This window comes from Sorangium sp. So ce1335, from assembly GCF_051521615.1.
In the GTDB taxonomy this organism is placed as follows: Bacteria; Myxococcota_A; Polyangia; order Polyangiales; family Polyangiaceae; genus Sorangium.
Genome location: NZ_CP150363.1, coordinates 1,959,390 through 1,983,739 on the forward strand (window position 1 = coordinate 1,959,390; position 24,350 = coordinate 1,983,739).

21 protein-coding genes are annotated in these 24,350 nt (G+C 73.2%); 7 read left to right on the forward strand and 14 right to left on the reverse strand.

Features of this window, described 5'->3' with window-relative positions:
• Positions 1–62: 62 nt before the first annotated feature.
• The 4 genes from WMF24_RS07205 (at position 63) to WMF24_RS07220 (ending at position 3,812) form a co-directional block, all read left to right on the forward strand.
• Positions 63–923 carry an ABC transporter permease gene (locus tag WMF24_RS07205; protein ID WP_437735621.1) on the forward strand — a complete coding sequence of 287 codons (861 nt, stop codon included), beginning with the start codon at positions 63–65 and terminating at the stop codon, positions 921–923.
• A 20-nt stretch (positions 924–943) separates the two neighbouring features.
• On the forward strand, positions 944–1,726 hold the full coding sequence (locus WMF24_RS07210) for an ABC transporter permease (RefSeq protein ID WP_437735622.1): 783 nt from the start codon (positions 944–946) through the stop codon (positions 1,724–1,726).
• A gap of 26 nt (positions 1,727–1,752) precedes the next feature.
• Positions 1,753–2,508: an ABC transporter ATP-binding protein gene (locus WMF24_RS07215; RefSeq protein WP_437735623.1), complete on the forward strand. Its 756-nt coding sequence runs from the start codon at positions 1,753–1,755 to the stop codon at positions 2,506–2,508.
• A 125-nt stretch (positions 2,509–2,633) separates the two neighbouring features.
• Positions 2,634–3,812, forward strand: coding sequence for a sigma-54 interaction domain-containing protein (locus tag WMF24_RS07220; protein WP_437738774.1), 1,179 nt, complete (start codon positions 2,634–2,636; stop codon positions 3,810–3,812).
• A gap of 206 nt (positions 3,813–4,018) precedes the next feature.
• On the opposite strand, the gene WMF24_RS07225 is transcribed toward WMF24_RS07220, so the two are convergent.
• Both WMF24_RS07225 and WMF24_RS07230 read right to left on the reverse strand, forming a co-directional pair.
• Positions 4,019–4,429 carry a hypothetical protein gene (locus tag WMF24_RS07225; protein ID WP_437735624.1) on the reverse strand — a complete coding sequence of 137 codons (411 nt, stop codon included), beginning with the start codon at positions 4,427–4,429 and terminating at the stop codon, positions 4,019–4,021.
• Positions 4,430–4,665: 236 nt separating this feature from the next.
• Positions 4,666–5,124 carry a thioredoxin family protein gene (locus WMF24_RS07230; protein ID WP_437735625.1) on the reverse strand — a complete coding sequence of 153 codons (459 nt, stop codon included), beginning with the start codon at positions 5,122–5,124 and terminating at the stop codon, positions 4,666–4,668.
• 115 nt (positions 5,125–5,239) lie between these two features.
• Here WMF24_RS07230 and WMF24_RS07235 point away from each other — a divergent pair, with 115 nt between their 5' ends.
• Entirely contained in the window at positions 5,240–5,500 is a 261-nt protein-coding gene (locus WMF24_RS07235; RefSeq protein ID WP_437735626.1) for a hypothetical protein, read from the forward strand.
• Positions 5,501–5,576: 76 nt separating this feature from the next.
• On the opposite strand, the gene WMF24_RS07240 is transcribed toward WMF24_RS07235, so the two are convergent.
• The 5 genes from WMF24_RS07240 to WMF24_RS07260 form a co-directional block, all read right to left on the reverse strand.
• Positions 5,577–6,035 (reverse strand): SRPBCC family protein, encoded by a 459-nt coding sequence (locus WMF24_RS07240; RefSeq protein WP_437735627.1) that lies wholly within the window; start codon positions 6,033–6,035, stop codon positions 5,577–5,579.
• 173 nt (positions 6,036–6,208) lie between these two features.
• On the reverse strand, positions 6,209–7,012 hold the full coding sequence (locus WMF24_RS07245) for a phosphatase PAP2 family protein (protein WP_437735628.1): 804 nt from the start codon (positions 7,010–7,012) through the stop codon (positions 6,209–6,211).
• Positions 7,009–8,709 (reverse strand): M16 family metallopeptidase, encoded by a 1,701-nt coding sequence (locus tag WMF24_RS07250; RefSeq protein WP_437735629.1) that lies wholly within the window; start codon positions 8,707–8,709, stop codon positions 7,009–7,011. The genes WMF24_RS07245 and WMF24_RS07250 overlap by 4 nt, the downstream gene beginning before the upstream one ends.
• Positions 8,710–8,712: 3 nt before the next feature.
• A complete protein-coding gene (locus WMF24_RS07255; RefSeq protein WP_437735630.1) occupies positions 8,713–10,491 on the reverse strand; it encodes a M16 family metallopeptidase in 1,779 nt (592 codons plus the stop codon).
• 109 nt (positions 10,492–10,600) lie between these two features.
• Positions 10,601–13,009 (reverse strand): lysyl oxidase family protein, encoded by a 2,409-nt coding sequence (locus WMF24_RS07260; protein WP_437735631.1) that lies wholly within the window; start codon positions 13,007–13,009, stop codon positions 10,601–10,603.
• 33 nt (positions 13,010–13,042) lie between these two features.
• Here WMF24_RS07260 and WMF24_RS07265 point away from each other — a divergent pair, with 33 nt between their 5' ends.
• On the forward strand, positions 13,043–13,828 hold the full coding sequence (locus tag WMF24_RS07265; protein WP_437735632.1) for an SDR family NAD(P)-dependent oxidoreductase: 786 nt from the start codon (positions 13,043–13,045) through the stop codon (positions 13,826–13,828).
• Between the two features lie 32 nt (positions 13,829–13,860).
• On the opposite strand, the gene WMF24_RS07270 is transcribed toward WMF24_RS07265, so the two are convergent.
• From WMF24_RS07270 to WMF24_RS07280, 3 genes are all read right to left on the reverse strand, one after another.
• Positions 13,861–16,176, reverse strand: a complete 2,316-nt coding sequence (locus WMF24_RS07270) for a di-heme oxidoredictase family protein (protein ID WP_437735633.1) — start codon at positions 16,174–16,176, stop codon at positions 13,861–13,863.
• Positions 16,177–16,227: 51 nt separating this feature from the next.
• On the reverse strand, positions 16,228–17,790 hold the full coding sequence (locus WMF24_RS07275; RefSeq protein ID WP_437735634.1) for a DUF1552 domain-containing protein: 1,563 nt from the start codon (positions 17,788–17,790) through the stop codon (positions 16,228–16,230).
• Between the two features lie 64 nt (positions 17,791–17,854).
• Positions 17,855–19,471 carry a DUF1592 domain-containing protein gene (locus tag WMF24_RS07280; RefSeq protein WP_437735635.1) on the reverse strand — a complete coding sequence of 539 codons (1,617 nt, stop codon included), beginning with the start codon at positions 19,469–19,471 and terminating at the stop codon, positions 17,855–17,857.
• 126 nt (positions 19,472–19,597) lie between these two features.
• Between WMF24_RS07280 and WMF24_RS07285 the strand changes: the two genes are divergently transcribed.
• Positions 19,598–20,440, forward strand: a complete 843-nt coding sequence (locus WMF24_RS07285) for a LamG domain-containing protein (RefSeq protein ID WP_437738775.1) — start codon at positions 19,598–19,600, stop codon at positions 20,438–20,440.
• 3 nt (positions 20,441–20,443) lie between these two features.
• On the opposite strand, the gene WMF24_RS07290 is transcribed toward WMF24_RS07285, so the two are convergent.
• The 4 genes from WMF24_RS07290 to WMF24_RS07305 are packed head-to-tail and all read right to left on the reverse strand — an operon-like array spanning position 20,444 to position 24,316.
• Positions 20,444–21,553, reverse strand: coding sequence for a hypothetical protein (locus WMF24_RS07290; RefSeq protein ID WP_437735636.1), 1,110 nt, complete (start codon positions 21,551–21,553; stop codon positions 20,444–20,446).
• A 9-nt stretch (positions 21,554–21,562) separates the two neighbouring features.
• Complete coding sequence (locus tag WMF24_RS07295; RefSeq protein ID WP_437735637.1) at positions 21,563–22,522, reverse strand: hypothetical protein; 960 nt, start codon at positions 22,520–22,522, stop codon at positions 21,563–21,565.
• A complete protein-coding gene (locus tag WMF24_RS07300) occupies positions 22,515–23,141 on the reverse strand; it encodes an RNA polymerase sigma factor (protein WP_437735638.1) in 627 nt (208 codons plus the stop codon). Before WMF24_RS07300 ends, WMF24_RS07295 begins: the two co-directional genes overlap by 8 nt.
• The gene (locus WMF24_RS07305) at positions 23,138–24,316 is read right to left on the reverse strand and encodes a glycoside hydrolase family protein (protein ID WP_437735639.1); all 1,179 of its coding nucleotides are present in this window, start codon (positions 24,314–24,316) and stop codon (positions 23,138–23,140) included. The genes WMF24_RS07300 and WMF24_RS07305 overlap by 4 nt, the downstream gene beginning before the upstream one ends.
• Positions 24,317–24,350: the final 34 nt, after the last annotated feature.

The window sequence follows — 24,350 nt, forward strand, 5'->3', positions numbered from 1 at the left end:
GACGCGCGCCGCGCGCGGGACAGCGCAGCCGATGAGCCGACCATGATCGAAAGGCAATCAAGATGACGCAGCAGGGAATTCAAGAAAGCCAGACCCAGGCCGCCTACGAGCTCGCGGCGCCCCAGGTGGCGCTGCCCGCGGGCGGCGCCGCGCGGCTCGTGTCGCGGCGGGTGGGCAACGTCGCCGTGGGGCTCATCTTCCCGGCGGCGCTGCTCCTCGCGTGGGGCTACGCCTCGCAGCGCGAGCTGATCCCGCCGCAGATCCTGCCGGCGCCGGGGCTCGTCGCGCAGACGCTCACCGAGCTCGCGAGCTCGGGAGATCTGCACGCGAACATCGCCATCAGCCTCGGGCGCGTCTTCGGCGGCTTCGCCCTCGGCGGCGCGGCCGGCCTGCTGCTCGGCGTCGCCATGGGCCTCTCGCGGCGGATCGAGGATCACGTTCACCCGCTCTTCCGCGCGCTCGCGCAGGTCCCCGTCCTCGCGTGGCTGCCGCTGTTCATGATGGTGCTGGGCATCGGCGAGTCGCTCAAGCTGGTCCTCATCGCGCAGGCCAGCCTCATCCCTGTGGCGCTGAACACGCTGCAGGGCATCAAGAACGTCCCCCGGTCGTACATCGAGGTCGCCCGGGTCTTCCGGTTCAGCAGCGTCCAGCTCCTCCGGAAGGTCGTGCTCCCGTCGGCGGTGCCCTCGATCGCCGTCGGGATCCGCTACGGCCTCACGCAAGCGTGGCTGTCGCTCGTCACGGTCGAGCTCCTGGCGTCCTCCGAGGGCGTCGGGTTCCTGATCGTGTGGGGCCGCCAGCTCTTCCAGCTCGACGTGGTGCTCGCGGCGATCCTCGTCGTGGGGATCCTCGGGCTCGCGCTCGACAAGGGGCTCGAGAAGATCGAGGCCCGCCTCCTCCGCTGGCGGCGCGCCGCCCTCTGACGTCGACAGGAACAACAACGATGAGCGCCATCACCCATGCCCTGACGGCGCCGCGGCTGCGGCGCGGCGTCGTCCTGCCCATCTTCTTCGTCGTCGCCTGGATCGTCGTCTGCCGCTACGAGCTCACGAACACCCGCATCCTCGTCCCGCCGCTCGCCGTCTGGGAGGCCGCGAGGGCGCTGCACGAGAGCGGGGAGCTCTGGGACCACCTCCGGGCGAGCCTCGTCCGGGATCTCCTTGGGCTCTCGCTCGGGGCCCTGGCGGGCACGGCCGTCGGCGGCCTCCTCGCCCTGTCGCGCGTCGCCGATCGGCTGCTGTCGCCGAGCTTCCACGCCGCGAAGCAGGTCGCGCTGTTCGCGTGGATCCCGCTCATGTCGGTGTGGCTCGGCGTGGGCGAGCAGGCGAAGGTCGCGTTCATCGCGCTCTCGGCCTTCTACCCGGTCGTCGTGAACACCTACGAGGGCGTGCGGAGCGTCGGTGTCGAGCACATCGAGGTGGCGCGCGTCCTCCGCTTCTCGCGGTGGCAGGTCCTCCGCAAGGTCGTGCTGCCGTCGGCCGCGCCGTCGCTCTTCGCCGGCTTCCATCAGGGGCTCATCTACGCATGGCTGGGCACCCTCGGGGCCGAGTACCTGCTCGAGCCCGCCCCGGGCATCGGCAGCCTGATGGTCGACGGCCGCGAGCGCTTCGCCATGGATGTCGTGCTGGTCGGGCTGATCGTGTCCGGCCTCGTGGGCTTCGGCCTCAACGCGCTGGCCACGGCCGCGGAAGAGCGCCTGCTGCGATGGCGCGTCCGCGGCGTGTGAACCCTGGAATCCTGAAAGGAGAGAGCATGAGCTCGCCCGGAGTCATCAACATTCGCGATGTCAGCAAGAAGTACGTTGTCAAGGATGAGTCCCTGCAGGTCCTCCAGGGGATCGGCCTGACGATCCAGCCCGGCGAGTTCATCAGCGTCGTGGGCACGAGCGGTTGCGGCAAATCGACGCTCCTCCGGCTCCTCGTCGGGCTGGACAGCGACTATCAGGGCGACATCCTCGTCGGCGGCGCGCGCGTCGAGGGGACGAGCCTCGATCGGGGCATCGTCTTCCAGGAGCACCGGCTCTTCCCCTGGCTCACCATCGAGCAGAACGTCGCGCTCGGCCTCGAGAACTCGAGCTGGACGGCGGCCGAGAAGGCGCGCGCCGTCGACGAGCACCTCGATCTCGTCGGTCTGTCGGCGTTCAAGCGGGCCTACCCGCACCAGCTCTCCGGCGGGATGGCGCAGCGGGCGGCGATCGCGCGCGGGCTCGTCAACCGGCCGGGCATCCTGCTCCTCGACGAGCCGTTCGGCGCGCTCGACGCGCTGACCCGCACCAGGCTGCAGCAGGAGCTCCAGCGCATCTGGCAGCAGGAGCAGATCACGATGGTCCTCGTCACGCACGACGTCGAGGAGGCCGTGTTCCTGGGGGATCGGGTGGTCGTGCTCGAGCCGCGGCCCGGGCGGATCAAGCGCATCGTCCCCGTCGGCGTGCCGCGCCCCAGGTCCCGCACCGATGACGACCTGAAGGCCCTCACCGACGAGGTGCGCGGCTACCTCCTCGAGGCGTAGCGCGCCCGCGAGGACCCGGGGGGGCCGCCCTGAGGCCCCGCCCGCACAAGTTCCTGGCGCACGCCGGGTATGTCCGTTATAATGGACGAACCATCCGCTATCATGGTGAGTGACGCCCGATGACGATGCCCTTGCTCACGCTTCCCAACCCTGGCGCGCTGGCCCTCTCTCTGCGGGCGAAGGCGCTCGTCTTCGAGGATCCCCGGTCGCAGGCGATCCTCGATCGGATCCGGCAGCTCGCGCCGAGCGACGCGACGCTGCTCGTGACGGGGGAGACCGGCACGGGCAAGGAGCTTGTCGCGCGTCACATTCACGCGCTCAGCCACCGTCGGGGCCGGCCGTTCGTGGCGGTCAACTGCGGTGCCTGGTCGGAGTCGCTCGTCGAGAGCGAGCTGTTCGGCCACGAGAAGGGCGCCTTCACCGGGGCGACGACGGCGAAGGCCGGGTGGTTCGAGGCCGCGGACGGCGGCACGCTGTTCCTCGACGAGATCGGGGATCTCTCGCTGCCGCTGCAGGTGAAGCTGCTCCGCGTGCTGCAGGAGCGCGAGGTGGTGCGGCTCGGGTCGCGCCAGCCGATCCCGATCGACGTGCGGCTCATCGCGGCGACGAACGTGGATCTGGAGGAGGCGGTGACCGCGCGGAAGTTCCGCGAGGACCTGTTCTACCGGCTCAACGTGGCGACCTTGGCGCTCCCGCCGCTCCGCGAGCGGCCGGGGGACATCCTCCCGCTGGCGCGCTACTTCCTCGATCTCTACGCGCACCGGCTCGGCTCGGGGCCGGCCGCGCTCACGGCGGAGGCGGCGGCGCGGCTCCTGGAGCACCCGTGGCCGGGGAACATCCGGGAGCTCGAGAACGCCATGCACCACGCGCTCCTCGTCTGCAAAAGCCATCAGATCACCGTGTCGGATCTGCGGCTCACGGCGCTCCAGCCGAAGGCGGCGACGAGCCCGCCGCCTTCGGAGCGGGGGGGCGACCGGGGGGCGGTCGACGTGCCGTTCCAGGCCGGGCCGGCGCCGCGGGCGACGTCGCTGGAGGGGGCGTTGCTCGCGCTGTTCGAGCAGAACCTGCCGAACCTGCACGAGCAGATCGAGGAGACGATCATCCGGACGGCGTACCGGTATTGCGATCGCAATCAGCTCCAGACGGCGAGGCTGCTGGGCATCAGCAGGAACATCGTGCGCGCCCGGCTCGCGCAGTTCGGCGAGCTGGCGCGCTACCGCGCGGCGCGCGGCGGGGCGGCCGCGGCGGCGGCGTTCGGGCGGGGGGAGCCGGCCGCGGCGTCGCGCGTCCCGGGGACGAGCTGAGGGGGCGCGGCTGCGCGGCCGCGGCGGTGGGGCTGCGCGGCGGTGGGGCTGCGCGGCGGTGGGGCTGCGCGGCGGTGGGGCTGCGCGGCGGTGGGGCTGCGCGGCGGTGGGGCTGCGCGGCGGTGGGGCTGCGCGGCGGTGGGGCTGCGCGGCCCCGCGGTGAGGGGCGGCGGTGAGGCCGGTGCGGTGAGGCCGGCGCGGCGCAGTCAGGAGCGCGAGGCGGAAGCCGGCCGGGAGCGACCCGGCGCGCGCGGGCGAGCCCGCGAGCCAGGGGGGCGCGCCCCGAGGGCCTCGCGCACGGTCGTGGCCGTGGCGGCGCGCGCGATCCACCGGTCGAGCTTCGCGGTGTCGGCGCAGGCCCGGATGCGCGCCTCGTCGTCCTGCGAGGGCGAGAGCCCGCGCGCCCGCAGCAGCGTGAGCAGCGCGTCCTGCCGCCCGTTGGCCTCGCCCTCGGCGCGCCCCTCGGCGCGCCCCTTGGCCTCTCCCTCGGCGCGCCCCTTCTTCCGCCCCTGCGCTTCGAGGAAGAGGCGCAGCTTTCTGGCGGCGGGTGTTTCCGGGATCTTGTCGGGGTTCATCGAGGCCTCCCTGAGGAGCTCCAGCATTCGCTCGCTGAGCACGGAAAGGATCGCACGCTGCTGGGCCCGTCGCAACGCGCGCGGCAGCCGCTCGGTCAGCTCGAACGCCCGCTCGACGACGGCGCGCGCCAAGTTCCGAACGCCCGTGGACGCCGATGTGACGAATGCCTCGTGGCGATGTGGAATTCGAAATGGGCGAGTCGGCCTACTCGTAAGATGACAATGTGCAATCGATCGATGCGGAGTCGACCGGCGCGGAGTCGACCAGTCGCCGGGGCTCAGGCGTGGCTCGCGCGCATGGAGGGCTGGCCGGTCTGGCTCGCGATCCAGCGCTCCAGATCGGCGCGCGAGGCCACGCCGCTGCGGCGGTCGAGCTCTCGCCCGCCGTGGAAGAGCACGAACGTCGGCACCCCCTGGATGCGCCGGCGCCCGGCCTCCACCGGATCGGCGTCGGTGTCGACCTTCAGGACCAGCACCTGGCCCGCGTTCCTGCGGCCCAGCTCGTCGAGGATCGGCGCCGCGACCCGGCACGGGCCGCACCACGTCGCCCAGTAGTCGACAAGCACGGGGATCGGAGAGCTCGCGATCACCTGCTCCAGCGCGGCCCCGTCCACGGATTGCGGCGCGCCCGTCGTGTCGAGACGATCCTTGCAGCGGCCGCAGACGGGACGATCCTTGACCCGCTGGTCCGCGACCCGGTTGATCGAGCCGCAGCGGCCGCAACGGTAGATAGCCATGCTCCTTCTCCTTCCGGCGTCGCCGCGTGCCGCGGCATGGCGAAGAAATTGGGTCCGGCGCCCGTCCTGGCAACGGGGGGCTTTACAGTCAGCGATCGGGCTCCAGGGTCAGATCATGGAAGCCACGAAAGAGCACACAGGACCGAGCGAGCAGGCCGAGCCGCAAGTCGGCGGCGAGCAGCAGGAGCCGGGGGCGCCGACGCGGCAATTGAACGACGAGACCACAGAGGGCTTGAGCGACGTCGAGCATATCGCCCGCCAGCAGGGGGCGTCACAACGGGGATACACGGCAGACGGACCGCAGAACGACCGGCCGGCGCAGTTCGACGATCCGGAGCACCCGGGCGGGCGCCCCGAGGGCGATCCGCGCCGCTGACGCGGAGGGCGGGGGCTGAGGCAGCCGGGCGCGGAGCGATGGCGTGCGCGATGGCTGCGGCGATCGGGCGAACCGCCTACTGCGGCGGGGCTTCACAGGCCCGCCGCGTCACCTCGTGGCGGTAATCGAACATCCGCTCCAGCTTTCGCCGCACGAAGCGGGCGCCGCCGAGCCGACCGATGGCGCCGAAGGGGAGCTCGTACTCCACGTGGTCGGTCAGATAGCAGCCGCCTGAGCCGTCGGGATCCGTGCGGTGGGTGTGAACCCAGCGCTTGAAGGGCCCGCTGCGCTGCGTGTCCTGGAACATGCGGCCCCGCTCGTACTGCGTGTGCTCGGCGACCCAGCGCACCGGGACGGGGCCGACGCGCGCCTCGAGGACCACGCGCGCGCCGACGAGGATGCCGCCGGTCTTCTCCAGGACACGCGCCCGCTCCCAGGGGGGCGTGAGGCGCTCGAGGGCGTCGGGCTCCTCGTGGAAGGCGAAGACCCGCTCGGGCGGCGCGGCGATGCGCGTGCGCTTCTCGAAGACCGGCATGGCGCCAGCATGGATCGCGGCCCGCCGGCGCGCCCGCGCGCGCCGGCGCACGTCTGCCCCCGTGACGTATCACGCGAGCTGCATGGGCCTGTGAGGCGAGCGGTCGGGGCCCGGCGGCGCGGGCTCGGTCGTCGAGCGCCGCGCCGAGGCCCGGCGGCCCCGCACCGGCGAGATCAGAACGTCCACGACCAGGTGACCGTGGCGGGCTCCGGCGCCGGGCCGGGCAGCGGGCCTGCCGCGAACCGCCCCTCGCTCGGCGCGATCGGGTGGATCGCCGCGAGCGCGAAGCCCGTCACGTGGCCCAGGATCATGCCGGCGCCGACGTCCTGCCATGAGTGCGCGCCCGAGCCGATCCGCAGCGCCATCGTCACCACGGTGGCCACCTCGGCGAGGGCGAGCGCGCCGAGGCGCGGCGTGGCGTCGCCGGTCGTGCGCAGCGCGAGGTTGAGGCGCACGCCCGCGATGGCCGCCACCGGGGTCGTGTGACCCGAGGGGAAGGCGTCGAAGTCGAGGTCGGTGTCCCCGCATCGATCCGTCCGCCACGAGCGCGGTCGGCAGCGCCCCGACAGCCGCTTGATCATGTTCGAGAGGCCGGTCGACAGCGCCGCCGCCTCGAGCTCGATCAGCGACGTCCTGAGCGCCCTCGAGAAGGGGTGGGGGACGTCGGCGCCCGCGAGGTAGCTGCCCTCGAGCGCGTACCCGCTGCCGAGGAGGAGCAGGGTGCCCCCGGTGGCGCCGGTGATGTCGCTGGCGAGGCCGAGGGTCTCGTTGCGCTCCACGCTGGAGGCCGCGCCCCACGCCGAGCGGCGCTGGGGCAGCAGGTACGTCGCGAGCGAGGCGGTGCAGGCCGCGACGACGGCCACCTCGCCGGCCGGCGTGCCGAACGCCCAGTCCGGGGCCGCCGCGCCCGCCTGCGCGGCGGCGGGGGCGCTCCACGCCAGCGCGCACACGCAGGCGAGCGGCGCGGCGGTCTTCACGGCCTCTTCGTCGCGGGCGCGGCGGGCTGGGCGGGCGCGGCGGGCTTGCTGGGCTGCGCGGGCGCGGCGGGCTGCGTGGGCGCCGCGGGCTTGCCGGCCTGCGCCGGCTGGGCGGGCGCGGCGGGCTTGCCGGCCTGCGCCGGCTGGGCGGGCTTGCCGGCTGCCGGCTGTCCAGCCGTCACGCCGGGCGCCTTCTGGACGGTGACCGGGCCGAGCTGCAGCGCCGAGAGCTGCTCTCCGACCGCGCCGGCGTCGCCCACCAGCACGACCCGGAGCTGCTCGGGCACGAGGTACTTCTGCGCCACCCGCTGCACGTCCGCGGGCGTGATCGCCTGGATCCGCGCCGGCCGCGTCCCGAACTCGTCGAGCGGCAGATCGTAGACGGCCAGGCTCGCGACCGTCGATGCCGTCGCGCCCGCCGTCTCGAAGCGGGCCGGGAGCTGGCGGACGAGGTTCGCCTTGGCGTCCGCGAGCTCCTCGAGGGTGACGGGCTCCCGCCGCATCCGCTCGATCTCCGCGAGGATCTCCCGCACCGCCGGGCCGGTGTTCTCGCGCACCACGGCGCCGCCAGCGGAGAACGGGCCGGGCCCGTGGCGCATGTCGAAGCCGGAGCGCGCGCCGTAGGTGTAGGCGTGCTTCTCGCGCAGGTTCAGGTTGAGCCGGCTCGAGAACTGCCCGCCGAGGAGGGTGTTCATCACGAGCAGCGCGTCGTAGTCCTTCGTCGCGCGCGGCACGCCGGGCAGCGTCACCGTCACGGTCGACTGCGTGAGCCCGGGCCGGTCGACGATCACGACGCGCGGCGCGCCCGCGGCGAGCGCCGGCGGCTCCGCGGGGTCCTCGGCCTTCGCCGGGACCGGCGGCGCGCCCCTCGGGCCCTTCCAGGCGCCGAAGACCCGCTCCACCTCCTTCACCGCGTCGGCCTTCGTGATGTTCCCGGCGATGGCGACCGTCGTCAGCTCCGGCCGGAACTGCGCGGCGTGGAACCTCGCGAGGGCGCCCGCCGTGATCTTCTTGAGCGCCGCCTCGGTGCCGAGCAGCGGCGCGCTGTACGGGTGGCCTTCGGGGTAGAGCGTCATGCCCTGGGCGATGGAGAGGAGCGACGCGGGCCTGTCGTTCATCTCGGCGAGCTGGGTGATGCGGCGCGACCGCTCGCGCTCGATCTCCGCCGGCGAGAACGCCGGGTTCATGTACGCGTCGCCGAGCAGCGTGAGCATCTCGCCGAACCGCGGCGAAAGGCTCTGGCCCTGCACGCCGCCGCCGTCGAAGTTGACGCCGGATGAAAAGTCCGCGCCGAGCTTGCCGAGCGCGTCGCTGAACTGGAGCGCGCTGCGGGTCTTCGTGCCCTGCGTGAGCATCGCGCCCGCGAACGCGCCGACGCCCGGCGCGGCCTGGTCGGCGCCGCGGACGGTGGTCACCGACACCGCGACGATCGGCAGCTCGTGCCGCTCCACGACGAGGACGCGGATGCCGTTCGCGAGCTTCGCCTCCTCGATCCGCGGCGGTACGAAGACCACCTCGGGCCCTGGGGGCGGCGGCGACTTGCGGAACGCGTCCGCCGCCTCGGGGGGCGGCGCGGCCGGGGCCGGCGGCGCGGCCGGCGCCGGCGCCTTCGCGGCGGGCGGCGTCGACGGGTTCGAGGCGCAGGCGGCGAGCGCCGCGGCGGTGAGGGAGACGGAGAGGATTCGTTTCATGCGCATGGCTCAATCCCCCTTCGGCGCGGGCGTGCCGGCCGCGGGCTTGTCGACCGCGGGCTTGACCGCGGGATCCTTGACTGCCGGTGCTGTCGCGGGCTTGCCGGCGGCCGGCGCCGCCGCGGGCCTCGCCGCCGCTGGCGCTGCTGCGGAGGGCTTCGCCGCCGCGGGCTTCGCCGCGGCCGGCGCCGCCGACTCGGTCTGCTTCACGAGGCGCCCGGCCTTCGGGGCGCCCGGCTTCGGCGTGACGAGGGCGACCACGCGCCTGCTCTGGGGCAGGAAGTCCGCGGTCGCCTTCTGCAGGTCGGCGGCCGTGGCCGTCTCGTACCTCGCCACGTCCTTCGGGAAGTACCCCGGATCGCCGGCGAGCTGGTTGTAGTTGTTGATCGCGTTCGCGCGGGCGGTCACCTGCTCCATGCTGAAGACGAGGTCCGACAAGAGCTTCGCCCGCGCCCGCTCGTGCTCGTCCTGCGTCGGCGGCGCCTTGCGCAGCTTCTCGAGCTCGGCGTCGATCAGCTTGAGGGCCTGCTCCGGCGACTTGCCCTTCTTCAGGGTGGCGGTGATCTGGAACGTGCTGGCGAGCTGGCTGGACGCCTGCCCCGCGAACACGTCCTGCGCGATCTGGAGGTCGTAGACGAGCCGCTTGTAGAGCCGGCTCGTCTTGCCCGACGAGAGGACGTTGGCGACGAGGTCGAGCTCGGCGTCGCCGGGCGCGAACATCGGGGGCGTGACCCAGCTGATCGTCACGCGGGGCAGCTCCACGTCCGCCTCGATCTCGAGGCGCTTCTCGGTCGCGAGGTCGCCGGGGTCGGGCTTCGTCGCCACGGGCGCCGGCGCGCCCTTCGGGATCGGGCTGAAGTACCTCTGGACGAGCTCTTTCGCCCTGTCCCTGTCGATGTCGCCCGCGATGACCAGCGTCGCGTTGTTCGGCGCGTAAAAGGTCTTGAAGAAGGCCCGCACGTCGTCCATCCGGGCGGCGTCGAGGTCCTCGGGCGTGCCGATGGTCAGCAGGTGGTAGGGGTGGTTCTCCGGGAACAGGGCCGCGCGGATGAACTGCGGCACGAGCCCGTAGGGCGCGTTCTCGTAGTTCTGGCGGCGCTCGTTCTTCACGACGTTGCGCTGGCTCGCGAACGTCTCCTCGTTCGCATGGTCGAGCAGCCACCCCATCCGGTCGCTCTCCAGCCAGAGCACGAGCGGGAGCTCGTTGGCCGGGACGGTCTCGAAGTAGTTGGTCCGGTCGGCGTTCGTCGTCCCGTTGCGCTCGCTCGCGCCGGCCCGCTCCAGGTACTTGAAGAACATGTCCTCGCCGACGTTCTTCGAGCCCTGGAACATGAGGTGCTCGAAGAGGTGCGCGAACCCGTTCTTCCCCTTGGGCTCGTCCTTGGATCCCACGTGGTACCAGACGTTGACGGCCACGACGGGCGTGCGGTGATCCTCGTGCAGGATCACCTCGAGCCCGTTCTGAAGGGTGTACTTCTCGACCGGGAGCATGACGCTCACGCTGGCCGACGGCGGCGCTGCCGCGGCGCCCGGCGTTGCTCCGGCCGGCGCCGCGGTCGCGGGCTGCGCTGACTTCGCGGGCTGCGCCGCCGTCGCGGGCTTCGCCGTCGCGGGCTGCGCCGCTGCCGGCGTGGCGGCGGGTTGCGCTGCGGCCGCGGGCTGCGCCGCCGCGGCGGCCGGTGGCGCGGCGTAGGTGGGCGACGTCAGGCCGAGCGCGGCGACGATCGCGCTGGACAGGCACGAGAGCGCCCTGCGGCGCCTCGGCTGGGACGGATGGTTGGCTCGCATGCGCGCGGTTCTAGCGCAGATCGCCCGAGGCGGAGCGCAAACTTCGCCGCTGGACAGGCGGGATCGCCGCGCCGCGGATCACGTCCGCGCGGCGCGCTCCTGCCTCTCCTCAGAACGGCGTGACGAAAATCTCGTACGGCCCGAAATCCACCGGCGTCCGCCCACTCACGGTGATCGCCCCCAGGCCCCCTCCCGGCCGCGTCGCGACGAGCGCCGCATTGGCCCCGTCGGGATCACCCGCGCACGCGTTGATCGGCCTGGAGCACTGGACGGTCGTCGGATCGCACGCGTCGTCCGCCGTCCTGAGCGTCATCGGGAAGCCCGTCAGGCCGCACGAGGACACCGTGACGGCTCTCCCGGGGCACACGGGCACATAGAACGTCTGCTCAGGGCTGCTCGCGCCGCACGCGGACCTCGGGGGGATCGCCGCGCCCGTCGTGTCGCCGCGGACGAGGCCGCTGCCCGTGACGACCTCGGCCCCCGCGCCGAGGCACGACGCGCGCTGGAACGTGAGGCGCACCCTGCCGGAGGCCCCGGGGCTCACGGCCTTGACCACCGCCGTGTAGGTCCCCGCCGGGAGCCGGGCCGCGAAGTTCGCGCCCGGCGTGCGCTCGCCGCAGCTCCGGGCCGCGCAGCCGACGGGGGCGCCGCCGCAGCCGTCGCCCTCGAGCACCGCGAGCACCGTGTCGATCTCCGAGTCCAGGGTGCCGAGGTACACGACCTCCTCGGACGGGAGCGTGAACCGGAAGAACACCTCGCCGCCCTCTCCGCCGCACGGCAGCGCCACGTCGGAGGTGTTCTCCGCGGTGATCTCCGCGGCGTAGTCCATCGATTCCGTGAGCTCCCCCGGCGTCGCGCAGCCGTCGGCGCCCGGGATCGGCGCGCACCCGTCGTCCGCGACCCCGTTGCAGTTCTCGTCGAGATCGTTCCCGCAGCGCTCGCTCGACGGGGCGGTGCACCTCGCGCCCGGGCAGCCGTCGTCGGGGATCTCGTCGCAGTCCTGGTCGACGCGATCCCCGCAGATCTCCGGCTCGGGCACGCAGGGCGCGTAGGCCGGCACGTGGATCGGCACCTCGACGACGTTGTCCTCGATGGACCGCTCCGCGAGGGCGCCGTCCGGGTTGACCGCGACGCGGAGGAGATAGTCCCCCTCGGGCACGTCCGTCACGTCGACCCACTGGCACGCGGTGCCGACGCGGTAGACGTCGGCCCACCCCGCGCTCAGGAAGTTGCACCCCGCGCCGCCCGCGCTGGGCAAGCCCCGCGGCGCCGGGGCCGCGGGATCGAGCGGATCCGTGTCGACGAGGCAGAACGCCTGCTTGTGCCCCTGCGCGGCGAGCGCGCCGCGCGCGTCGAGCAGCCGGTACTCGGTGAAGTCGAGGAAGTGGAAGTGCTGGTGGCACTGCGCGTACTCGAAGAGCGGGCTGTCGAACTCCGGGCCGGGGTCGAGGTGGCCGGGCCCGGTGTTCTCGATGCGCGCCTCGAACTGGAGGAGGTGCCGCCGGCCGGGGCCCCCGACGCACCCCTCCAGGATCTCGCACGCGTCCGCGGCGAACGTCTGGTACGAGAACTGGAGCGTGTCGGCGATGCGCGCCTCGCTCGGGCGCAGGTCGGGCACCATGCAGACGCCGGCCCTGCACGCGTGGCCGGTCGGGCAGCACGCGCCGCCGCACATCGTGCCGTCGCAGGCGGGGTAGTCGACCGGGAGGAGGATCGTGTTGTTGTCGAAGCGCGCCTCGGCGAGGGTCCTCCCCGGGTTGACGGTGATCTCGAGCGCGTAGCGCCCCGCGCCCACCCCGGTCACGTCGAGCGCGTTGCACGCGACGGTGCCGGGCTGCTCGACGCGCTCGCCGGGGTCGAGCCCCTGCGCGTCGCAGTCGTACCGGCCTCCCCGGGTCGCGACGCAGCGCGCGTCGAGCTCGGCTGCGGCGACCGCCGCGTCGCCCTGCCGGAGGACGGCGCGGAAGAGGCGCGGCACGACGTAGCTGCCCTCGCAGAAGTTCGGCTCGAACACGCCGCCCTCGGAGGGCGCGCCCAGATCGAGCGGCACGTCGCCGGCGTTCCTCAGCGACACGTGGAAGCGCAGGAGCGCCCGCCGGCCGCTCCCGCCCACGCAACCGCGGCGCACCTCGCACGTGTCCTCGTCGAAGGTGATCCAGTCGAACGTGACGGCCTCCGCGCGCGCCGTCGGCTCGAGCACGAGGTCGGCCGCGCTGCAGCCGCGGTTCACGCACGCGGCGCCCGGGCTGCAGCACGCCGCGTCGCCGCAGGCGCGCCCCTCGTCGCACGCGGCGGTGCAGCCCGAGGGCTCGCCCTCGACGTCGATCTGGCACCGCGCGCCCTCGGGACACGCGAGGTCCGGGCCCTCGCACGGGGCGGCTCCTGCGCCGCTGCCCCCCGCGCCAGGCCCGCCGCCACCGCGCCCGCCCTCTCCCGCGGGATCGACCGGCGCGCCAACGCAGGCGGCGCCCGCGAGGAGCAGGGAGCCCATGCACAGCGTTCCGACGAGCTTCTTCATGTGCACCTCCGAGGAGCGTATACTCTCGCCCACATGGCCCCCGTCGTCGTCATCACCGGTGCATCCAGCGGGATCGGTCGAGCGCTCGCGCTCTCCTGGGCGCGCCGCGGCGCGCGCGTGGCGCTGAGCGCGCGCAGCCAGGAGGCGCTCGAGGGCGTCGCCTCGGAGGTGCGCGCCGCGGGCGGCGACGCGCTCGTCGTGGCCGGGGACGTGACGGTCGAGGAGGACCGCAAGGCGCTCTGCGACCGGACGCTCGCCGCCCACGGCCGGATCGACGTCCTCGTGAACAACGCGGGGCGCGGCTACTACGCGCCCGCGCTGGAGATCGACCCTGCCGAGCTCGAGGCGATCTACCGGCTCAACGCCGTCGCCCCGGTGCGCCTCGCGCAGCTCGCGATCGAGCCGCTCTCGGCCGCGAAGGGCACCATCGTGATGGTCTCGTCGGTCGCGGGGCTCGTCTCCACGCCGCGGATGGGCCCGTACGCGTCGTCGAAGTTCGCGCTGGAGGCGCTCTCGATGGCGCTCCGCGCGGAGGTCTCGGCGCGCGGCGTGCGCGTGCTCGTCGTGCGGCCGGGCCCGGTGGCGACGCCGTTCCGCGCGAACGCCGTGGTGACGGACGACAACGTCGGCTACCGCCCCCCGGGCCACAAGCCGCAGAGCCCCGAGGAGGTCGCCGAGGACACGGTGCGCGCCGTCGAGTCGGGCCGCGAGGTGCTGGAGACGAGCGTGTTCGTGAAGGCGGCGAGCCTCGCGGCCCGCGTGGCGCCGGGCCCCGTGCGGTGGCTCTCGAAGCGCATGGCGCGCCGCTCGGGGCTCTGAGCGGCGGACGTCGGAGCGCGCGAGGCGGGCGCTCAGAGCGAGCGCAGGAAGGCGACGAGCGCGTCGCGGTCCTCCCTGGGCATCGCCATGAAGCGTCGCTTCGCGGCGTCCGCCTCGCCGCCGTGCCACAGGATCGCCTCGACGAGATCCCGCGCGCGGCCGTCGTGCAAGAGCTGCGTGTGGCCGTTCACCGCCTCGAGCAGCCCGATGCCCCACAGCGGCGGCGTTCGCCACTCGCGCGGCCCCGCCAGGTGATCGCTCGTCGACGTGTCCGCGAGCTCTTCTCCCATGTCGTGGAGGAGCAGGTCGCTGTAGGGGTGGATGATCTGATCGCGCAGCTCGACGAACGGGTGATGGCTGCCCGTCTTCATCGTGGGGACATGGCAGCTCGCGCACCCTGCCTGGCTGAACAGCACCTCGCCGCGCTGGACCGCCGGGTCCGCCGTGTCGCGGCGCGGCGGCACGCCGAGCACGCGCATGTAGGCCGCCATCCTGTCGAGATCCTCGTCGGAGAGCTCCGGGGTCCCGCGCGAGCTCTGCTCGCAGCCCGCCTGCATCGCTCCGCACTCCTCGATGGGAAACAGACCTGTCGTCACGCCCATGTCCGCGACGAGCGCGTCGGCGACCTGGTGGGGCACGCTCACCTTGCCCGCCTTCCAGCCGAAGCGCCCCATCCGCAGCGCCCCTGAGACCGGGTCCGGGATCAGGTTCGGACGGCCCGAGATGCCATCCTGATCGCAGTCCATGCCGTCCGCGCGCTCGAGCACCGCTTCCTCGGCGATCGCCTCGAGGAGGCCCATGCCCACGACAGGCCGGGCGACGCGGACCGAGTAGCTCGCGATCTCCCCCGCTTCGAGCCCGCTGAAGCGGAACGTGGGTTTGCGCAGGACATACGGCGTGCCGTCGGGGAACTGCCCGGCCTGCTCCGCGTAGGCGACGGTGGCCGTGCCCTCGCCGGAGCTCCCGTCGAGCGCCCTGATGTTCTGGAGCTGCCGGCCATAGCGCGGATCTACCGTGGGCCTGCCGTCCGCGCTCGCCCCGGCGCCGAACAGCTTCACGACCGCTGTCGCCATCGCCTCGCCCGGCTCGGGTGGGGCGCCGCGGCCGTTGTGGATGTGGCACCCCGCGCACGTCGTCTGGTTCGCGAGCGGCCCCGCCTTGCCAGCGTGCTCCTCGAAGGCGGGGTTGCCGCCCTCGGTGTGCTCGCCGGTGGCGAAATCCGTATGGAACAGGCGGCGCCCCTCGAGGAAGCGCTGGATCGAGCCCTCCTGGATGTTCAGCGCCATCTGCTCGTAATAGAGGTGGGGCTCCTCGTAAATGTACGGGATCGTCCCGTCTCCTCCCGACAGCGCCGCCTCGTTCGGCTCGTCGAAGGGCGTCAGCTCGCCGCTGCCGACGCGGTAACGGAACGTGTCGCTGTAATAGCTCGTCCTCCCCTCGACGGTCTCCGGATCGAGGAACACCCCGAACTCGAACTCGAGCCGATCGCCCTCGCGGATCTCCCGGCCTTCCCTGGCGTTGCGGTCCACGACGAACTCCCAGTGGGTGCTCGTGACGCGCTCCATGCCGTGGTTCGCGTGGAACACGTTGCCTTCGCCCGTGTACCAGCAGCGGAAGTTGATGATCTGGTCGCTCGACGCGTTCGCGTTCGGGAGCCAGGTGAACTTGATCGTCCTGCCGCCCGCCGGGATCGTGTCCTCGACGATGAACTTGTAGCTGCGGTTCTCGAAGTAGAGCGGCTGGAACGGGCTGAACTCCTTCTCTCGCTCGTGGCGGCCGCGCACGCGCCCTGCCGCCTCGAGCGTGATCGTCCCGTCCGCCGCCCTCGTGGTGATCGCCTTGCCTCCCGCCGCGGCGGGGAACAGCGGGGAGATGTCGCCGCTCACGCCGGAGCACGCGCCGGGAGCGACCTCGCCGCCGCCGCATGTCGCGGGGGGCGGCGCTCCCGAGGCGAAATACGCATGGATGGCCTCGATGTCGCCTGCCGTGAGCTTCTGCTCGTCGAAGGCCGGCATGCGGTCCGTGCCTGTGCGCACCTGCTCGGTGAACTCCTCCAGGGAGCCGTCGAAGGCGAAGAGATCGGGAAACCCGCCGGTCGGCGCGCCGTGGGCGTCATGGCATCCGCCGCAGTGGAGCGCGAACGCCTGCGGCAGCGCCGGCCCGTCGCCCGCCTCCGCGCAGGGCGCGCCGGGCCCTTCGCCCCCACCCCCCGGCGGGGAAGAGGCCGGCGGGGGAGACGCCGGCGACGGGCCGCCCGAGCACCCGAACGCTGCTGCGCTCGTCGCGAGCAGCCCGAGCGCGACGTGGACACCCCTGGACAAGAGCCGGCGTGAGCGACGTTCGAACATCGCGTCTTACCTCCGATGTGAGCCCATCCATCAAGCCACGGGTTCACCGCGCTACCGCAGGATCTCCTCGAGCAACGCGTTCGGCTCGCCGCGGCGATCTTCGCCGAACGACGAGATGCCGAGCCCGTAGTACTGGTTCATGATGGTGAACCACAGATCGCGGAGCTGGCGATCGCTGCCGAGGGCGCCGTAGGCGACGTGCGCGTCGTTCAAGAAGACGCCGTCGCCGCCGAGGAGCACGATGGGCAGGTCGTACCCGTCGTGATCGTGCGAGCGCATCTCGCTCATGTGCACCATGACGCAGTGATCGAGCACCGTGCCGTCGCCCTCGGGGATCGCGTCGAGCCGCTGCGCGAGCTGCGCGCTCTTCTGGTTGAGCCAGCAGTTGATCGCCGCGTAGTCGAGGTTGCTCTGCTGGATGATCTTGTACTGGCCGTCCTGGGTCACGCGGTCCAGGTTGCCGGCGCCGTGCTGGGAGGAGTGGAAGTGCAGGCTGCTCTCTCTCCTGTACGCGAGCCCCACCTGGGCGCGGACGTCCTCCGGGATGCACCGATACTCGAACTCGGAGCGCATGTCGTCGAGCATGTGGGTGATCACGCGCGTCACGTCGCATTGAAGGGCCATGACGATGAGGTCCATCATGACCTTCGCGTGATCTTCGTGCTTGTACGGGCCGGCTCCCGTGTTGTCGTTCTCGTTGAGCCCCTCCGCCTGGCCCGGCGGCTCGGGGACCACCCCGGGCTGGCTGATCGGGCTGCAGCCCAGGCCCGCCGGCGGGGTCATCGTCGACTGCACGCGGGTCGCGTTCTTCTCGATCTCGCGCAGCGAGTCGAGGTACTGCTGGACGATCTTGCGATCCCCGGAGCCGACCCGGTTCATGAGCGAGTTCGCGTCCGCGAGCACGCCGTCGATGACGCTCTTCTCGGTCGCCGCGCGGCGCTCCGCCTCGATCCTGGCCTCCTCGTCGCTCTGCCCGGGCACGGCGGACCCCGCGCCCGCGCCGACGAGCGCGTCGAACACCGCCTTCGGGTTGACCGAGCGCTTCAGCGGCTCGCGCGGGCTCTTCCAGGAGAGGACCTGGTTGTAGGCGTAGCTGCGCTGGTCGAAGAAGCCGGGCTTGACCCCGAGCCCCGTCTGCAGCGACGGGATGCGGGTCGCCTGCTCCGGGCCTGCCTTCTGGACGATGAGCTGGTCGACCGAGACGCCGTTGCCCACCCACTCGCCGAGGTCCTGGCGCGCCTCCCTCCCCAGCTGATCGGCGTCCACGCAGGTCGAGAGCGCCGCGCCGAGGCGCGAGTGGGAGGGCTCGATGTAGGGGTGCTGCTCCGTGCTCCACGTGTAGTTGCCGAGGCGGCTTATCATGAGCATCTTCGACTTCACCGGCGCGAAGTGCTCGAGCACCCGCGGCAGCTTGAAGTCGGCGCCCTTCAGCGTCTTTCCGAACGCGGGGGCCGTCTCCCACCAGTGATGGGGCGCCCCGTTCGGGAAGGTGCAGAGCAGGAAGCGCTTCGGGGTGCCGGGCTCCCCGGCGCGCGCCCCGCGCGGCGCGAGGCTCTCGAGCCACGGCAGCGCCAGGCAGACGCCCGCGCCGCGCAACAAGTTTCTGCGTGTCATCAAGCGTTTCATGTGCGCATCGCTCCTTCGTGCCTCGTCCTGTGCAGAGACAGCCCGCGCGGCCTCACCGTGCCTTGTCCTTCGCTCGAAGGCGGAACGCCTCGCTGGTCACCACGTGCTTCACCAGATCCGCGACCGTCCCGCCGTCCCAGCGCGCGGCGATCTCCTTGATCCTGGTCCGGTCCCCGCCGCTCGGGCGCCGGCGCAGGGCGTAGCTGAAGAACTGCTCGGTGGGGCACGTCCCCGGCCGGGCCGCCTCCACGAGCGCCGGCACGAGGCCGGAGATGTCCTCGAACGCCGCGCCCTCGTACACCCCCGTCGCGTCGATCGGGTCGCCGTTCGGGTACGCGGTCCGGTAGGCGCCGATCGGGTCGAAGTTCTCCAGGCTCAGCCCGATCGGGTCGAGCACGTCGTGGCAGCTCGCGCAGTCGGGCGACGCGCGGTGCTTCTCGAGCTCCTGGCGCACGTTCTCGACGGGGCCCTCGTCCCCGCCCGCGGCGCCGAGCTCCGGGATGTCCACGTTGGCGGGCGGCACCATCGGCACGCAGAAGAGCTGCTCCAGGATCGTCTTCGCGCGGGACGTGGGAGAGGTCCGGTCCGCGCGGGACGACAGCGTCAGGAACGCTGGCAGCGTGAGGAACCCCTCGCGCACGCCCTCGGGGTCGTTCGCGTAGAGCGGCTCGAGCAGCCGGCTCTCCGGGTGGGGCGCCGTGAGGAACTCGGACCAGGGCCGCCCGCCCGTCGTGAAGCGCGCGAAGTAGGCGTTGACCTGGTCGAGCATCGCGCCCTTCACCTCGTCGTTCCAGATCGGGAACCGGGTCGCGTCGGCGTTGTGGCTGGGGAGCGTGCGCGTGCCGAGCCACTGCCCGAAGAAGTTCTGGAAGAAGGCGGCGCTCTTCGGGTCGGCCAGCATGCGGTCGACCTGCTGCCGGAGCTCGTCCTCGGTGGCGAGGGCGTCGCTCTCCGCCGCGTCGAAGAGCGCCTCGTCCGGCAGCGAGCTCCAGAGCAGGTACGAGAGGCGCGACGCGATCTCGTGGCCGTTGAGGGCGCCCGGCGCTCTCTCGGAGTCGGGCCCCACCTCGATCCTCAGGAGGAAATTGGGCGACGTCAGCAGGGTCCGGACGACGTGCTGCACCGCCTCGACGGGAGACATCTCGAGGGTGGTCTGCGCGTGGGCGTACTGCGCCGCGTACCGGTCGACCTCCGCGGCCTCGAGCGGGCGGCGGAAGGCGCGCAGCCCGAAGCGCTCGATGATCTCGCGCGCGCACCCGTCGCCGGCGCCCTCCGCCGGGTCGCACACGAGGATCGCGGCGCGCTGCGCCTCGTTCGAGAAGGCGTCCGCGGCGAGCGTCCTGGCGGCGTCGTAATACCCCTGGACGAGGACCTGCGAGAGGTTGGAGAGCGCGCTGACGTTCGCGTCGAAGCCCTTCGCGCCGAAGGCGGGGAAGCCGTCCGCGGGCCTCAGGCGCGTTCCCAGGAGGTGGGCGACGGTGTTGTTGTACTCCGACGCTGTCATGTGGTGCAGGGGCATTCCGTCTGGCGCGACGGAGGCGTCTTGCTCCGGATCGTCCTGGCGTCCCTCGTCCTGGCTTCCGAGGATGCCAGTGCACGAGATGCCCAGGAGACATCCCCCGGCGGCGAGCCACGGACTCGCGAACACTCGGTCACGTCTGAACGTCATCGTCGTCTCCCGCGTGTGGATTCGGCAGTGAGCCCCTCGTGACCGGAGCGCGTCGATTTCGTGATCAAATCGACCACGGGGCCGCGATAAGATCAGATCGTGCCCTGTGCGCAGAAAACTGCGGTGATGGTGTTGCTCCTCGGGCTGTCCGGGTGCGGGGCAGACGTGGAGATCGCGGTGGGCCGCATGAATCCGGCGCCAGCGGCGAGCGGCAGCGGCGGTGGAGGGGGCAGCGGTGGTGGAGGGGGCAGCGGCGGTGGAGGGGGCGATGGCACGATCGCCTGCGACGTATTGCCGTCGCCGATACATCGGTACACGTTCGATGGTGTGGGAGATGTCGTCGCCGATCTCGTCGGAGGTGCTGACGGCGCGATCCTCGGCGGCGCGAGCCTCGACGGCGGAGGGGGGCTCACCCTCGACGGCGAGGACGATTACGTCGATTTGCCGGCGGGGCTCCTGGCGGGATTGAGCGATGTCACCGTCATGGTCTGGGTCGTCCGCGACCGCGGAGGCGCCTACCTGCGCATCGTCGATTTCGGCCTCGCCACCGGAGGCGAAGATCCCGTCGAAGGCGAGGGGGGTGTGGGAACGTCCTACCTGGTGATCACCCCCTCGACGGGCTTCGAGGTGCAGGGTGTCTCCGCGCTCGCGAGCGACAGCGGCGTGCGGGGCGAGGTGGCGATCCACGCCGAGCCGACGCTCGAGGACGGCGAGGTCCATCAGGTCGCCGTCGTCTTCGACGGCGCGGCGGCGACCCTGGCCCTCTACCTGGATGGCGCGCTCCTCGGCAGCGATGCTGTCGGCTTTCCGCTCTCGGGGATCCAGGACGTGAACAACTGGCTCGGGCGGTCGCAGTTCGATGCGGACCCGTACTTCGGTGGGCGCTACGACGAGCTGCGGATCTACCGCGAGGCGCTGGCCGGCTGCGCGATCGAGGCCGCGTGGAACGCCGGCCCGGATCGGCCCTGAGGCTCAGAAGGCCAGCGCCACGCCGAGGCGGGAGCTGAGGCCTGCGGCCGGAGGGCGATAGACGTCCCCCTCGACGTTCTCGACGACGAAGCGGGGCCGCCGCAGCGGGACGACGGCGTGCAGCGCCCCCTCGCCCCTCAGGGGCCCGGCGATGCGCCACTCGACGAGCGCCCCGAGCCCGGCCGCGAAGATCGGCGCCGTGCGGGAGAAGGCCTCGTCGACCTCGCGTCCCCGGGCGAGGAGCCAGTGCTGGCGGCCGAGCGCGCAGACGTACACGGAAAGGGGGCGCTCGAGGGCGCGCGCGCACGCGTCGACCTCGAGGAACCAGAGCCGGAACTCGGCGCCGGCAGCCATCCCGGCGATGCGGCTCGAGCTCGACGGCACAACGCCGGCCGCCCCGTCGGCGCGGAGCCAGCCGCTGCGGATCCCGCCGCCTGCGGCGAGCCCGACGCCGACCGCCGGGACCAGCGCCTGCTCGATGTGCGCGCTCAGCCAGATCGCCGCCCGGAGGTCGCGCTCGGCTGCCGCCGGAGGCCGGGCCGCCGCGGGAGGCGCGGGAGGCGCGGGAGGCGGCGGACGCGGCGCGGCGGCGACGGGGGCGGCGACCGCCGAGGGCGGCGCGGGCTGGGCGGCGGGCTCGGCGGCGGCGTTCCGCGCGACCGCGTCGGGATCGATCGACATCGCGACGATCAGCGCCGCCGCCCGCGACATCGACGCGCAGTCGTCGCCGCGGAGCACGCGCTCGCCGGGCGACGGCGCGCGGATGCGCAGATCGAGCCGGAGGCGCGCGCCGCCCGCGCGGGCGACGGCGATCTCGACCTCGATCGGCTGGTGCTGCTCCGACGCGCCCAGGAGCCGGGCGATCTCGCTCCGGACCTCGTCGACCGGCGGGCACCCGTCCGGCGCTTCCCAGCGGAGGTCGATGGCGCGCGGCTCGGCGGGCGCCGCGAGGGGGCGCGGCTCGGCGGGCGCCGCGAGGGGGCGCGGCTCGGCGGGCGCCGCGAGGGGGCGCGGCTCGGCGGGCGCCGCGAGGGCGCGCGCGGGCAGGAGCCCTGCCGCGACGATCAGCGCCTGGAGGGCCGACGGGGCCCTGGCCCACCTGGAGACGTGCACCCGGGCACTCTACTCCTCCTTCCCGCACGCGGCGCGCACGCGCGTCGCGAGCGGCGAGCCCGGGCTCTTCGCGAGCAGCCTCGCCGCGATCGCCCTGCCGGACGCCGCGCGGCCGGAGCGGCAGAGCGCGATGGCGCGCGACGCCTCGCGCTCGGTCGAGAGCACGCCCCTCGGGTACCGGGTTGCGTGTTCGTTCAGCTTCGCGAGCGCCTGCGCGAACTGGCCCGCCTGCAGCGCCTGCTGCGCGTCGCGCAGCAGCGCGATCTCCGCGTCGAGCCCCTCGGCGCCCGGCCTCGCGGCGGCGGCCGCCGCGGGCGCGGGCGTGCGCGGTGCAGGCGCGCGCGGCGCGGCGCCCGTCGCGGGCGCGGCGCTGGCCTCGGCGGGGGCGCTGGCCTCGGCGGGGGCGCTGGCCTCGGCGGGGGCGCTGGCCTCGGCGGGGGCGCTGGCCTCGGCGGGCGGAGGCGCTCCGTCGCTCGGCGCGCTGGGGGGCGCGGCGGCGTGCGGCGCATGGGGGGTCGGGTCTGCGATCCTCGCCGCTTCCACCGCCCGCGGCGCCTCGGGCGGGTCGCCCGAGGCGGGGAGGTAGACCGCTGCGCCCGTCGCGAGCCCGACGACCAGCGTCGCGAGCCCGATCTTGAGTGGGGCGCCGAGCAGCGTGACGGCCGTCCCTTTCGCGAGCGCCGCGCTCGCCGCGCCCGCGGCCCCGGCGCCCGCGGCCCCGGCGCCCGCGGCCCCGGCGCCCGCGGCCCCGGCGCTTCCGGCGCTCGCGGCCCCGGCGCTCGCGGCCCCGGTGCTCGCGGCTCCCGCGGCGCTCGCTGCGCTCGCCGTCACGGCGGTGGCCGCCGCCCCGGCGAGGCCGATCCTCGCCCACACGGCCGCGCGCATACGGCGCCTGTCGTCGTCGGTCGGCTCGTCCGCGTCGCGGAGGGCGTTCAGGAGCGCCCGCTCGCCAGGTCCCAGCTCATCCATTGCGGCCTCCTCGGATCCTGGCGTGGTGGCGTTGCACCGCGTCGGAAAATGCCTGTCGGGCGGCCCTCAGCCGCGAATACACGGTGTTGATGTTCACCCCGATCCCCTGCGCAATCTCCGTCGCCGGCATCTCTTCCAGCTCGGCGAGCAGGAGCACGACGCGCTTCTCCTCGTCGAGCGACGCGAGGAGGTCGTGCGCCACGCGCGCGGCCTCCGCCCTTGTCATGGCCTCGTAGGGGCCGAGGTCGCTCGGCCCGGCGAGCAGCTCCGGATCCACGGTCTCTCCCGTCCCGCGGTGGGCCGGGCTCTTGCGGCGCAGCGATCTCCGGTGCGCCTGCACGACGTTGACGACGATCCCGAAGACCCATGTCTTCAGCGACGAGCGCCCCCCGAACTCCGGGAGCCGCCGGTGCACGACGACGAACACCTCCTGGCACACGTCCTCGTGCGCCGAGGCGTCCACGCCGAAGCGGCGCACGGTCCGCCAGACGAAGGGGAAGATCTCCTCGTACACCTCGGCGAAGTCGAGCGGCGCGGCCTGGATGCCGGCCGCCGGGGCGGCGGAGACCGCGCCGGCGGGCGGAGGCGAAGGCGGTGCGACCGCCGCGCGGGCGGTCACGGGCTGCACCTCTCCGCGTGGGGGAGCGAGACGTAGAGCGCGCCGAGCTCCGTGAGCTCCCCGCTCGCGCCGAGCAGGTCCACGTTGGGGATCGCGTCGGTCCGCCCGGAGAACCACGCGTACCGGAAGACGTCGGGGTCGGACTCGAGGAGGGGCACCGCTTCTCGCATGTAGGCCGCCTGCGCTTCGAGCGACCGATCCGCGCCGTCTCCGCACGAGAACTCGGTCAACCAGATCGGGCGCCGGTAGCGTTTGAGCTCGCCGAGGTACCACTCGAGCGCGGGCCTGTCGCAAGCGTACCAGTGCGCCGCAATGAAATCGACGCGGCAGCCGTCGCACGCGGCGAAGAAGGCGTCGAGGTACGCGAAGGGGTCGGTCTCGTGGCAGCCGCCGCCGCAGAAGTTCACGGCGGGCGAGACGATCTGGAGCCCCTTCTCGTCGGCGATCGCCTCGATCTGCGGCCACAGCGCCGCGGCCTCCGCGGCGGAGAGGTTGGCCTGAGAGAAGAAGTTCGGCTCGTTGAACGCGAGCAGGTACTTTGCCCCGGCCGGGATCGCCGCCTTCACCTGGTCGGCGTCGAAGCGGCCGCCCCACACCATCGGTACGAACTCGACGCCGAGGGCTATGTGGTCGCCTCCCCGGAGCTCCTCGTCGGGGACGCTCGCCCAGTTGTACCACCAGCCGACGCTGGCCGAGAGCGCCGCGAGGTCGGCGCGCGAGTGATGGCCGTACGCGATGCCGCGCTTGCACGCGCGCCCCGCGGCGGCGCTGCCGCCGTCACCGTTGCTGCCGCCGTCACCGTTGCTGCCGCCGTCGCCCGCGCTGCCGCCGTCGCCCGCGCTGCCGCCGTCGCCCGCGCTGCCGCCGTCGCCCGCGCTGCCGCCGTCGCCCGCGCTGCCGCCGTCGCCCGCGCTGCCGCCGTCGCCCGCGCTGCCGCCGTCGCCCGCGCTGCCGCTGCCGGCGCTGCCGCCGTTGCCCGCACTGCCCCCAGCAGTGTTGATGCCGCCGTCACCGGTGGTGTCGCTGTCGCCCGCGCCGGTGGGCCCTTGGACGTTTCCAGCGCCGCCGTCCCCAACCGCACCACCGTGGGGACTTTCTCCCACGCAGGCGACGGACAGGAGGACCCAGAGCAGGGGGCTGATGCCGCACAGACGGGTCTTGAGGTCTCGACGCATGGCTCGAGGGGTCTGGTGACCGGAGCCCTCGCAT